Here is a 13,942-nt window from a genome sequence, read left to right as displayed (position 1 = left end):
AAGGGAGGTAACCATGGATCCGTTAAAAGTATTCGTCACCGTAATCGAACAGAAAAACTTTTCAAGAGCAGGGGACATTCTGAACTTGTCGCAGCCAGGAGTCAGTCTTCACATAAGAAATCTGGAAAATGAGTTAGGAACGAAATTAATTTATCGTTCTCCCAAACAAGTACAAATAACAGAGCCAGGAAAAATTTTGTATAGACATGCTAAGCAAATGCTTGATCATTATGAGACAGCAATAAGAGAAATTAATGAATTTAATAACGTGGTTAGCGGATCGATGAAAATAGGTGCAAGCTTCACGATAGGGGAATACTACCTTCCAAAAGTTTTAGCGGAATTTGCGGCTCAATACCCGATGGTGGACATACAAATCATCATCTCGAATTCTAATGAAGTCATACAAGGAATACGTTCGAATAAGCTTGATATAGGCTTGATTGAAGGTGAAACGGATTATAAAGATATTGATGTCAGACCATTCATGAATGATGAGATGATTGTCGTCGTCCCCCCGGTTCATCCACTTTCACAGATGGATCTCATCGAGGGCACATTGCTCCAAAACCAAACATGGGTGCTTAGGGAGCAAGGATCGGGAACCCGTACATATTCCGATAAACTGCTGAGCAGCCTGGAGTTAAATATAAAGAAAACCTTTATTTTCACAAGTATCCAAGGAGTGAAAGAAGCGGTGATGGCTGGGCTTGGCATTGCCCTGTTATCACGATTGACTGTACAAAAAGAACTGAAGTCCAATGAATTGAAAACCTTTCATTTGAAAAATGAACCCATTATAAGACCTTTTTCGATCGTGAAAAAATTGGACCTCGAAGCCTCGAAAGCCATGGAGTTGTTTTTAAGGAAGGTCGAAGAATTTGCGATAAAGGGGCCGTCCTAAATATATCACCAAAACTTTTGCTCATCCTTTCATTTTCAATGAAGAGGTTGGGCATTTTTAACGACGAAATATTTTTAATTTTAATGAAAACGTCGAAAGTATTTTGGAATATGTCAATCATTATGCGAATTTTACGTATTTTCACATAATTGCAAACATATAAATTAAATAGGCAGTCTCCAGGAAGTTCTAATCCCTGTAGACTTTTCCTGATATTAATAATCTTAAAAGGAGCAACCACATTGGCTATAGAGGAGCAGAAAGATAAGCGAATTTCTGTTTTCGACAGGATTATAGGATTCATGCCAAAATTTTATGTGATTGGGACAATTTTAATTTTTGTTTATACACTAGTTGCAATGGCTCATTTAGGTATCCAAACTTTGAAAAAGCCTGAGGAGGCCATTGATCCTGCCACAAATTCCCCTATTTCTCAGGGCTTTGAACATACATTGATATCGTTAATCATCGAACCGATCGTTACGTCTGAATTTTATCAAATCATCTTTAACACTTTATTTCTTTACCTTGTTTGGATATTGCTTTTCCTATTAGCACCGATTGCTTTTTACCGTTTAAAACACTTTAAATTTTTTAATATCGAAATTGAAATTGAAAAACAAGATGCAGCCGTTTATGAGGTATTCAGCATGAGCAGTTCAAAAATGAAATTTGCTGCGTATTTAACATCTGAGGAATATCAATTGGAGATATCAGAGGAAATTGCCAATAGCAAGGACTTTAAAACCCCCTTAATCTATACATTGGATTGTGCCGTAGATTTTTATTCCGATCAATTAGGACTTTCATTTACCTATGATATCTATACCCTGAACCAGTTCAAAAAAGCAAAGCTGCCTAAATCCATCAAAGCGATGCTTGATAAATCCATTCAAACCGGCGATCCATGCATTACGAATAAAAGCAATAGTGATAGTGAATATTACAAGAACTTTCTTATCCATTATTTCGAAAACATGGAAGGGAAATTTGTCACTGTCTTAAATAGTTACCAAACTGAATTCGATACATTCGATAAATCACTGCTTAAGATCCTGCAAAACGTCATATACGATTACTATTTACAGTATCACTATATATACGATGCAAGTGAGAAGCTGGAAAAGAATGAAACGTTTTCCCATAATAATTAAAAAAACCACCCTACAAGTGGTTATTTTTTTTGGAAAGGTGATTGTTTATTATATTTTGGACAATTACATTATTACCAATGAGCTCAGACGATTTCTTTACGTGTTGTTCCCGAAAATCCATGTTTTTTATTTTCTTGGACTTTTTCCCGTTTTTAAAATTATTGAAGGCGTTTAAAAAAGCTATCTGAATCACTCCCCTTATAGATTAGTATATTCATATTTTGGATAAAATTTCATGAAAAACTACAATTTACAGAAAAATATTTTGCGGTGAAAATTACCTAAAAAAAGCAATTAAAGACTTTCTAGAAGAATTGATTTTAATTTAGAATGAGGGATTTATAAGCACAAATTATTGATTACTATGGCTTTTTTATAAAAAATAAAGAAATTCCCCCAAAAATATTGTATAGTTAGAATACAGGGATTCGAACAAACATTCGTTTCTTGGGAACAGAGATTACTTCTTAGTGGGACAGGAGAGAGACAGTGAACGGTACAGCACACATGGCATTAGGGGCAGCAGTTGGATTCTTGACGGCAAACACACTTCAAACAGATCCAACCACCACTTTATTCTTGGTTGGCATTGGGGGAGTTTCAGGCCTTATGCCCGATATGGATATTGATGGGAAGTTAAGTAATAGGATTACTTTTTCACATAAGTTTATTCGAACGATAGCACAAACGATTGGAATACTAATGATCATTTATAGTCTTTTGGTAAGCTCTGAAACGGAAAAATGGATCGGTGTAGGGGCAGGAATCGGAATCATCATCATTTCATCTTTCATCAGACAAAGGCATATGCTGACCTTGACTGGATTAGCGGTTTTAGGCGGCGGTTTATCTTTGCAGGAAAGCTGGCTGTGGCTGTTAGGCGTTTATATTATCCTAGCATCCTTTACACCACATAGAAGTTATACACATTCGATTGCAGGTATCGCTTTCTTTGGCATCATTGCCCATCAATTCGAAGCCTTTATGGGGATTGACGGAATTTTCACTACTTGTTTATTAGGATACATAAGTCATTTAATTGCAGATTTGAAATGTTTACCTTTTAATAAACGTGGGGTAAAGTTATTCCTTCCATTTTTCTCTAAAGAATTTTGACAGTGGTTTTCTTACCGCTGTTTTTTCTATGAGGTAAAATAACTTTAAATAGAAGGGACACCCGATTCGACTTTTTTTTATGTTTTATATGGTCATTCTTCCTAAATCTACTAAAAGTAACATATTTGTAAAGATCCTGTGATGCAAGTGATATGCCTTTTCTAGTATATTAAGTTTAGCAAATCACATCAGGGGGTAAAATAATTTGTTTAAGAAAATTGTCGTCGGATTGTCATTGGCTATCATGCTTGTTACCGCATCCTTTGCTGGGGACCAAGCGGAAGCTGCTTCATATCATACAAAAGCGATTAAGGTGGCTAAAAGTGAATTAGGTACAAAATATAAAATGGGTGGCATGTCTTCTTCAGGTTTTGATTGCTCCGGTTTAGTGAAGTATTCATATCAAAAGGCTGGTAAGAATTTACCAAGAACCGCTGCTGACATATATAAAAAAGGAAAGAAAGTTAAAAGCCTGCAAAAAGGTGACTTAATGTTTTTTGCACCAAATAAAGCGAAAAAACCTACACATGTGGCCATATACATAGGAAATAATGAGTTCATACACTCATCATCATCTAAAGGAGTTTCATACGCTAAAACCAATAATAGTTATTGGAAACCAAAGTATATTGGTGCGAAACGTATATAATAGAAGAAAATCAACCATAATATAAAAAACCAAGAGACTTAATGAAGTCTCTTTCAGTTTGCAGACAAAAAGGTTTCGGAATGGTTTCATTCCGAAACCTTTTTGATTTTATATGTAATTAAAGCAGGTATTCTTTGTTATCATGAACTGTGACAAGATGTTTATCGTTTGGAAGGAATTAGTAATTCTTGATAGAATAAATATGAAGATGATCAGGTAATAAATTTGTACACATAAGGAGATAAAACTATGGCAAAAAACAAATTACTTAGAATGGACAATGTTGGCATCGTTGTAGAATCCCTTGATGACGCAATCTCTTTTTTCGAGGAGATTGGCTTGAAGCTCGAAGGGCGAGCTACCGTCGAAGGTGAATGGGCTGGTCGCGTAACCGGGCTGGGTTCACAGTGTGTAGAGATTGCTATGATGGTTACCCCAGATGGCCACAGCCGACTTGAACTTTCGCGATTTCTCACCCCACCTACTATATCAGATCACCGAACTGCTCCTGTAAATGCCCTCGGTTATCTACGCATCATGTTCACCGTTGAAGACATTGACGAAATGGTATCCAGACTCACTAAGTATGGTGCTCAGCTCGTTGGCGAAGTGGTTCAGTACGAGAACTCATATCGGCTCTGCTACATTCGTGGAAATGAAGGACTTCTAATCGGTTTGGCGGAACAACTCGGTAATAAATAAGTGACGTTTAAAAGAAGACTTAACTGAAATATACATTACTAGAGTAAAAATAGAAACAGAAAAGCGGTGTGAAAGTATCTCGAAGAAGTTGGGTGCATCATATAAACATCGCATTCACGCTCCGGGTCTAGGCGACCCTCGGTCCCGGAAACAAGGAACGAGGAAGTAATTGCCGGGACACATCCGCACCGACTAACCACATCGCGGCCGGCAGCAAGCTGCCTTAACTCGGTGGGACTTCGTGATGCATGAACTTTAACGGAAATCAATGCAAAACCAAATTAAAGGGACTCAACTAACGGGTACGATAGCTCAATAAGCCGCCTCTTCAACGAGGCGGTTTTCTTATCGTAAAAATCACATCAGGATTTAACATAGCCTTATTTTTGAAAATAAGAGTGGATGAGGAATATGGACAAGACTATGATTAGACCTGAAAAAGGCAGAGTTGATGTTTTGTTAATAGATTAGGTTATGGTTATCCTGAAGTGGGTAATCAATAATATCTGAATGTACCAATTTGGCATACATAGAATCTTTTTATTTGACTGAAAAAGGATAGTTTAATATGCTTAGCAAACCAAATCGAAGGAATCTCTTTTTTATTGCAAAAAAATTCCTAGACAAATTTATTGAAAGTCAAAGAAGGTCAATGTATAATAAAGTCAGAAAGTCAAAGAAGGTCAAAGATTTATTGTAAATTCATTTTTTAAAAGGAGGAGTACTACATGCTTTGTGAAAAATGCCATGTAAACCAAGCGAATATTCAAGTTCACCTAAATATGAATGGTCAGGAGCATGATGTGAAACTGTGCTCCACTTGTTATAAAGAAGAGCGAAACAAACTTGGAGCAGCAATGGGAGGAATGGATACAGGGAAATTCCAATATAATGGATTTCCAAATTCATTCAATCCATTTAATTATAATGATGTACCAAAACCGGATTCGGCTGAACATGGCGAGGACGGAGGATTGCTTGAGGAGTATGGCCGCAATTTGACCGATGCTGCTAAAGCAGGACTTATCGATCCGGTTATCGGAAGAAATGAAGAAATCAAACGCGTCATTGAAGTTCTAAATAGACGCAATAAAAATAATCCCGTTTTAATCGGTGAACCTGGTGTCGGTAAAACAGCTATTGCCGAAGGACTTGCTTTAGCGATTGTTGAAGGTTCAGTGCCTGTTAAATTACGTAATAAGCTTGTATATATGCTTGATGTAGCGTCCCTAGTTTCGAATACTGGAATTAGAGGGCAATTCGAAGAACGAATGAAGTCATTGATCAGCGAATTGCAGGAAAGAAAAAATGTCATTTTATTCATCGATGAAATTCATCAACTTGTGGGAGCGGGTTCAGCCGAAGGATCAATGGATGCAGGAAATATCTTGAAGCCTGCACTTGCACGCGGCGAGCTTCAGCTTGTCGGAGCAACAACTTTATCCGAATATAGGAAAATTGAAAAAGACGGTGCCCTTGAAAGACGCTTCCAGCCTGTACACGTTAATGAGCCGACAACAGCTGAGGCATTGGTCATCTTACATGGTTTAAAAGATAGTTATGAATCTTATCATGGTGTAACATATAGTGAGGAAGCCCTAAAAGCGGCTGTTGAACTCTCGAACCGCTACATTCAAGACCGATTCCTGCCTGATAAGGCAATAGACTTAATGGATGAAGCTGGTTCCAAATTGAATTTGACCATCGAAGACGTACAGGTGGAAAACATCAAAGAGCGTCTGTCACAAATTTATAAAGAAAAGGAAATGGCCTTAAAAGAAGAAGCATATGAAAAAGCTGCCCTTCTTCGTGATGAAGAAGAAAAACTGGAAAATTCCTTGCAGGATGGGGAAGATGCAATTAAGCCAACCGTTACCGTTGAAGACATTCAAAATATCATCGAACAAAAGACGGGTATACCTGTAGGTAAGCTCCAAGAAGATGAGCAAGAAAGAATGGTTCATCTCCAAGAGGAACTGATGAAAAAAGTAATCGGGCAGGAAGAGGCTGTCAAAAAGGTTTCCAAGGCCGTTCGAAGAAGTCGTGCCGGGTTAAAATCCAAAAATCGTCCTACTGGTTCTTTCCTTTTCGTTGGTCCGACAGGAGTAGGTAAAACCGAATTAGCGAAAACTCTTGCTGAGGAATTGTTCGGTGACAAGGAAGCGATGATTCGTCTTGACATGAGTGAATTCATGGAGAAACACAGTGTTTCTAAATTAATCGGTTCTCCTCCTGGGTATGTAGGGCATGAGGAAGCTGGACAATTGACGGAAAAAGTTCGCCGCAAGCCTTACAGTATCATCTTATTGGATGAAATCGAAAAGGCACATCCGGATGTATTGCATATGTTCCTGCAAATCATGGAAGATGGCCGCTTAACCGATAGTCAAGGGCGGACTGTTACTTTTAAAGATACCGTAATCATCATGACGAGTAACGCTGGTGTAGGTGAGAAACAAAAAGTAATGGGATTCGGTACAAGTTCAGCTGTGGAAGAGGCTTCAATCCTACAATCTTTAGGCAGTTTCTTCAAACCGGAATTCTTGAACCGATTCGATAGCATCATTGAATTCTCGGCATTGAAGAAGGAAGACCTTCTGCAAATCGTTGATATCATGATTCACGAGCTAGACGAAACACTTGCTGCCAATGGTTTATCTTTACATGTAACTAATGAAGCGAAACAAAGGCTAATTGAACTCGGGTATCACCCAGCTTTCGGTGCGAGACCGCTCCGCCGTGTTATTCAAGAACAGCTCGAAGATGGCATCACTGACTTTATCTTTGAGCAGCCTGAAGTTAAGAACTTCACTGCAATTGTTGAGGATACCTCTGTGAAAATTATTAAAACACCATAAAGAGTACTAGAAATGCCTCCAAGACCGTAAAACTGTTATGGAGGCATTTTTTTATTTGGCTCTTTTCGTAAAGATTGTTGTTTTTAAAACGAAACGATTTAAGGTTGATTGGAGCGGAAGTGCGAGACTCCTGCGGGAGCAGCGGGACAGGTGAGACCCCACAGGCGTTCACGCCGAGGAGGCTCACCGCCCGCCCCGTGGAAAGCGAGCATCTGGAGGGGAAATCAACCACACGGCTTTACTTGGTAAATAGCAACAAAGTATGCGAAAACAGCCTTTTATTTTTATAACATGATAGGTAAGGTTCAGCTAATTGACCTATAGCTTTCGATTATTAAATATAGATTTCTGAATTTTCGACATAATTTGCCGATCGAATGTTTTGATGGGAAACGCCTGTGGAATCATAACATGAGGGAAGATTCGCTCATGATTATAAATATTAATAATTCCTGTTCTAAAATGGGAATTTCAATGGAGGAATGACCTATTAAAGATTCACTTTCTTATTTTGAAGAGGAAAATAAAAATAATCGAAAACCAATGGATAATGAAGCGGAAAATCAGTTGGAATCTCTGCCGATTGCAAATATTAATCCAGTAAACCCGGCGGAATTGGATGAACTATATTTCTATGAAGGAAAAGATTTAGGAAATTCCTATCTAAAAGATAAAACAGCATTCCGATTATGGGCACCACTTGCATCTGAAGCTAAGCTAGTCACTTTTAAACATTGGGATGATACAGATGGAATGGAGATTCCGATGCTTCGTTCGGAGAAGGGGACCTGGACCATTGAGCTGAACGGAGATCAGGATGGTTTGATTTATACATATAAAGTGAGAGTGGGAGAAACCTGGAGTGAAGCCGTCGATCCCTATGTTCGTGCAGTTACCGTTAATGGTAATAAAGGAGTCGTGATAGATTTAAATGATACGGATCCTGAAAGGTGGACTCGGAATAAACCACCACTCGAAAAAGCTGAGGACATAGTCATTTATGAATTGCATACACGGGATTTGTCGATTCATCCTGAAAGCGGAATCCATCTTAAAGGTAAATTCTTAGGAGTAATTGAAGCCGGCACCAAAGGTCCAGAAGGAGTGAAAACGGGTCTTGATCATATTAAAGATCTAGGTGTTACCCATGTTCAGTTTATCCCGATATTCGATTTTGCTACAGTCAATGAAACGAAATTGAATGAACCACAATATAACTGGGGATATGATCCACAGAATTATAACGCTCCCGAGGGCTCTTATTCGACTGATCCGTATCAACCAAAAGTCAGGATCCGGGAGTTAAAGGAAATGATTCAAGGTTTACACGATCACGGTCTACGAGTAATCATGGATGTTGTATATAATCACGTTTATACAGTGGAGGACTCAAACTTCCATAAACTCGTTCCCACTTACTTTTTTCGCTATAACGCTGACGGCTCCTTATCTAATGGAACTGGTGTAGGAAATGATACCGCGTCTGAACGTAAAATGATGCGAAAATTCATCGTTGAATCCGTAACCTATTGGGCGAAGGAATTTAACCTTGACGGTTTTCGTTTCGATTTAATGGGAATTCATGATGTGGAAACGATGAATGAGGTGAAAAAGGTACTGGCAGAAATTGATCCGACCCTCATTGTTTTGGGAGAAGGCTGGGATATGGATACCCCACTGGCCCAAGAGCTGAAAGCAAATCAAAAGAATGCTTTTAAAATGCCTGGAATCGCTCACTTTAACGATGCGATTCGTGATGGTTTAAAAGGGTTTGTAATGAATGAACATGATAAAGGATTCGTGAATGGCAAACCGGGAATGGAAGATATTATAAAAAAGGGCATCGCTGGTGGTTTGAAATATGATGAAGATATAGCAACATATCAAAGACCAGATCAAGTGATAAATTATGTTGAAGCACATGATAATTATACTTTATGGGATAAGCTTCTTATCACTAATCCAGATGCGACGAAACAAGTACGGAAGCAGATGCATAAATTAGCCTCGGCCGTCGTCTTACTGTCACAGGGAATTCCAATGATACATGCTGGACAAGAGTTCATGCGCACGAAGGATGGGGATGAAAATAGCTATCAATCTTCCGATTGGATTAACCGGCTGGATTGGAAAAGGAGAGCGGAGTTTGATCGGGAAGTGGAGTATATGAAAGGACTAATTTCGCTCAGGAAAAATCATTCTGTTTTTAGGTTAAGCACACCCGAAGAAATTGAGGAGCATTTACAATTCATTGATGCTCCGCCAAATGTGGTTGCATTTACTTTAAAACATAAGGATTACAAAATTGCCGTGATTCATAATGCAAATTGGGACGGGATAACCATTTCTCTTCCCCACGAAGGTGATTGGTCCGTTTTAGTGGATGGTCAGCGGGCGGGCCTGGAAGAAATAGAAAGGGTTAAAGGGAGTCAGATTACCGTTGCCCCTTTAAGTTCGTTTGTACTGAAAACATACTCAAACCAATGATAATAAAGTCGAAGTGAGTGAAAACTATGTCTCACTTTGACTTTATTTCATTTTCTGATATGAAATTATTGCTCAAATGAAGTCTTCCATTATTTTCTTTCGCAAGTTTGAGAAAAAATGTGCGGGGGTAGAAAATACTTAATGATGAATTTTATCGTTTTTTTAGAGGGGAGCGATTATTTTGCCAGAGAAAGTACAGATAAAAATCAATGGTGCCGAGGCCAGCCTGGAAGGTAATCAAACAATTTTACAAATGCTGACGGATAGCTCGATTGAAGTTCCGAATGTTTGTTACCATCCTAGCCTAGGTCCTATCGAAACATGTGATACATGTTTAGTGAGCGTTAATGGAGAACTTGTAAGGTCTTGTTCCACCAAAGTCAAGGATGGGGATGTAATCGATACAGTTGCACCAGATGTAAAAGAAGTACAGGTCATAGCGATGGACAAAATATTGTATAACCATGAGCTTTATTGTACGGTATGCGATTATAATAACGGCACTTGTGAAATACACAATACTGTTAAGGAAATGAAGGTAAACCATCAAAGTGTTCCTTTTGATCAAAAACCATATGAAGTGGATCGGTCGAATCCATTTTATCGATATGATCCGGATCAATGCATCCTTTGCGGCCGTTGTGTTGAAGCTTGTCAAGATGTACAGGTCACTGAAACATTGACAATTGATTGGGAAGCTAAACGCCCACGTGTCATTTGGGATAATAATGTTCCAATCAACGAATCATCATGTGTGTCATGTGGACACTGTTCCACAGTTTGTCCGTGTAATGCAATGATGGAAAAAGGAATGGAAGGGGAAGCTGGATTTTTAACAGGCATTGCTAAACAAACTCTTCGACCCATGATAGAAATCACGAAAAATGTTGAAACGGGATATGGTTCGATTTTAGCGATTTCAGATATGGAATCAGCCATGAGGGATGCAAGGATCAAGAAGACGAAAACGGTTTGTACATACTGTGGGGTAGGATGCAGCTTTGACGTTTGGACCAAAGATCGTAAAATCCTAAAAATCGAACCGCAAGTGGAGGCACCTGCAAATGGAATTTCGACTTGTGTAAAAGGGAAATTCGGATGGGATTTCGTGAATAGTGAAGAAAGACTCACAAAACCTTTAATTAGAGAAGGAGATGCGTTCAGGGAAGCTGAATGGGATGAAGCCCTTGAATTGATTTCCCGTAAATTCACCGAAATCAAAGAGTATCACGGACCGGATTCGATGGCTTTCATAACGTCTTCCAAATGCACCAATGAAGAGTCCTATTTAATGCAAAAGCTGGCAAGGGGAATCATTGGCACCAATAATGTGGATAACTGTTCCCGGTATTGTCAGACACCGGCGACTTTGGGACTATTCAGAACGGTTGGATATGGCGGGGATACAGGGGGCATAAAGGATATCGAAAAGTCCGAACTTGTATTGATCATAGGCTCGAATACATCCGAATCCCACCCGGTTTTGGCTACCAGGATCAAACGTTCCCAAAAACTGGGGAAACAGAAGCTGATTGTGGCCGACATCAGAAAGCATGAAATGGCTGAACGTTCCGACCTCTTCATCCAACCTGCTCCGGGAACGGATATCATATGGCTGTCGGCCGTGACTAAATATATCGTCGACAAAGGTTGGACAGATAAAGGCTTCATCAAAAAACGTGTAAATGGGATGGAGGAATACATCAAGACTTTAGAACCTTACACAATGGAATATGCAGAAAAAGTAACAGGGATAGCTAAAGAAGATTTAATTACGCTTGCAGAGGCCATTCATGAAGCGGGGAGCGTCGCAACTCTTTGGGCCATGGGCATTACCCAGCATGGCGGAGGAAGCGATACGAGTACTGCAATTTCCAATTTATTGCTCATAACAGGCAACTACGGTAAACATGGAACAGGTACTTATCCTTTACGCGGACATAACAATGTCCAAGGAGCCAGCGACTTTGGCAGTATGCCGGATCGCTTGCCAGGCTACGAAAAAGTAACGGACAAAAACGTACGCACAAAATATGAAAACATCTGGGGTGCCAAAATACCTGAAAACCCTGGCCTTAATAATCATGAAATGGTCGAAGGGATTCATGCAGGTACAATCAAAGCAATGTACTTAAAAGGTGAAGATATGGGGCTGGTCGATTCCAATATTAATCATGTTCATGAAGCATTTGAAAAACTGGAGTTCTTTGTGGTACAAGATATCTTCTTATCTAGAACGGCAGAATTCGCGGATGTCGTCCTCCCTGCAAGCCCAAGCTTTGAAAAAGAAGGTACTTTCACGAATACCGAACGCCGTATTCAACGTCTTTATCAAGTCTTTGAACCATTGGGTGACTCTAAACCTGATTGGCAAATCATTATGAATGTAGCTAATTCGTTAGGAGCAGGTTGGAATTATGAGCACCCAAGTGAAATCATGGACGAAGCAGCTAAACTATCACCATTATATGCTGGAGTAAGTTATGAACGCTTGGAAGGTTATAAAAGTCTTCAATGGCCAGTGGCACCAGATGGTAAAGATACGCCGCTTTTATTCATGGAAGCTTTTCCTTTCCCTGATGGAAAAGCAAGGTTATTTCCAGTCGAATGGACCAAACCGATTGACTTTGGGGATGAGTTTGATATCCATGTGAATAATGGCCGACTGTTGGAGCATTTCCACGAAGGAAACATGACTTATAAATCAAAAGGCATCACTTCCAAAACTCCAAAAGTTTTCCTTGAGGTATCCCGGGAATTGGCAAAAGATAGAGGGCTTGAGGATGGCACGCTTGTTCGGCTTACTTCACCATATGGAAATGCAAAAGTGCAATGCCTGGTTACAGATCGTGTAAAAGGTAAAGAGGTTTATCTGCCAATGAACGATTCAGGTGACGGGGCAATCAACCAATTGACAAGCAGTCATTCTGATAAAGATACTGATACCCCTGCCTATAAGGAAGTTCAGGCAAAAATGGAAGTGCTCAGGGTCAAAGGAGATAATCCATTGCCGAGCATCAACCATCGTAATGGTAATCCACAACCACAGATAGGTGTTCAAGTACAAAAAAAATGGGCCCGTGAAGATTATATATTCCCTGGTGACCTCTTGAAAATCAAAAAGGAGGAGAGGAACCGTGGCTAAAGCGACAAAATTGATCAATCGAATCAACTTAAGCGATGAAGAAAGAAAAAGAATTGAACTCGAGGATATAGAACGTACCCTTTTGGAAAATAAAGAAGTGATTAAAGAAACGTTTGAAGTTATGAAAGGCATGCAGGATCGTGGGATATTATCAATGGTTAACAGTTTATTGAAGGAAGGGGACAAAGTGCTGAACATTTTGGTCAAGACAGCAGACACCCCTGAAACGGCAAATACGCTAAAAAATCTCCTTCTCATACTCGGCACTTTAGGAACACTTAATGTTCAGCAGCTTGAACCGCTTATCCTCAAAGTCAATTCAGGGATTGCCCGTGTGGCCGAAGCTGATAAAACGCCTGAAAAGCCAAGCTATCTAACGTTGCTGCGTTCCTTGAATGACCAAGAAGTAAAACAAGCCATGACTTTTCTGATGACTTTCCTGAAAGGAATGGGAGAAGATACAAGCGATTTAGAAAGAACAACCCAACTACCAGAGAATCAGCAATTGCATAAAGCGAATGAAACAGCAGACATAGAACGGCCGACCACCAGAAAATCATACGGATCAAGTATACCCAGTGAAGGCGGAAGAGGAAAAAAACGAAATGCCAGCTGGTTTTGGATCGCTGCAGGAGTTTCGCTAATAACTATTCCGCTAACTTTATCGAAAAGTAAGAAGTAAAGTCCCTAGCTCGATCGTTTTCGTAATTTTGATTGCAAACGCTAGGATGAACAATATTGACTTTCTCTTGAATAGGGGTGACCAATTTCACCAACATATTAAAGCCGATGATTCCCTTGTATGGAATCATCGGCTTTTTCCGATTGCGGACTGCGGTAAAATTACTATCAAATTTTTTCTCACCAGCCTTTTATTACATATATTTATTTTGGATACAAATAATAAAGTTAATTATTAGTGAAACG

At 39.4% G+C, this 13,942-nt stretch carries 7 protein-coding genes and 2 pseudogenes; all 9 read left to right on the top strand.

From position 1 onward, the window contains the following. The first annotated feature begins 13 nt into the window (after positions 1-13). Positions 14-904: a selenium metabolism-associated LysR family transcriptional regulator gene (locus BW986_RS18240; RefSeq protein ID WP_076369405.1), complete on the top strand. Its 891-nt coding sequence runs from the start codon at positions 14-16 to the stop codon at positions 902-904. A gap of 242 nt (positions 905-1,146) precedes the next feature. Beyond that, positions 1,147-2,058 carry a hypothetical protein gene (locus BW986_RS18235; protein WP_076369403.1) on the top strand — a complete coding sequence of 304 codons (912 nt, stop codon included), beginning with the start codon at positions 1,147-1,149 and terminating at the stop codon, positions 2,056-2,058. A 489-nt stretch (positions 2,059-2,547) separates the two neighbouring features. Next, on the top strand, positions 2,548-3,174 hold the full coding sequence (locus tag BW986_RS18225; protein WP_076369399.1) for a metal-dependent hydrolase: 627 nt from the start codon (positions 2,548-2,550) through the stop codon (positions 3,172-3,174). 205 nt (positions 3,175-3,379) lie between these two features. Then, positions 3,380-3,823 carry a C40 family peptidase gene (locus BW986_RS18220; RefSeq protein ID WP_260320894.1) on the top strand — a complete coding sequence of 148 codons (444 nt, stop codon included), beginning with the start codon at positions 3,380-3,382 and terminating at the stop codon, positions 3,821-3,823. 249 nt (positions 3,824-4,072) lie between these two features. Further along, positions 4,073-4,525 carry a VOC family protein gene (locus BW986_RS18215; protein WP_076369397.1) on the top strand — a complete coding sequence of 151 codons (453 nt, stop codon included), beginning with the start codon at positions 4,073-4,075 and terminating at the stop codon, positions 4,523-4,525. Between the two features lie 728 nt (positions 4,526-5,253). Next, positions 5,254-7,383, top strand: coding sequence for an ATP-dependent Clp protease ATP-binding subunit (locus BW986_RS18210; protein ID WP_076369395.1), 2,130 nt, complete (start codon positions 5,254-5,256; stop codon positions 7,381-7,383). A gap of 600 nt (positions 7,384-7,983) precedes the next feature. Then, positions 7,984-9,870 (top strand): annotated as a pseudogene (gene pulA, locus BW986_RS18200) (type I pullulanase); the annotation flags it as partial. 181 nt (positions 9,871-10,051) lie between these two features. Further along, positions 10,052-13,015, top strand: a complete 2,964-nt coding sequence (gene fdhF / locus BW986_RS18195; RefSeq protein WP_076369389.1) for a formate dehydrogenase subunit alpha — start codon at positions 10,052-10,054, stop codon at positions 13,013-13,015. Continuing rightward, positions 13,008-13,529: pseudogene (locus BW986_RS18190) on the top strand (helical membrane plugin domain-containing protein); the annotation flags it as partial. The gene fdhF and the pseudogene BW986_RS18190, both read left to right, overlap by 8 nt. Positions 13,530-13,942: the final 413 nt, after the last annotated feature.

The sequence above is a fragment of the Peribacillus simplex genome (assembly GCF_900156045.1).
GTDB classification, from domain to species: domain Bacteria; phylum Bacillota; class Bacilli; order Bacillales; family DSM-1321; genus Peribacillus; species Peribacillus simplex_D.
This window is presented reverse-complemented; position numbering and strand designations above follow the sequence as displayed.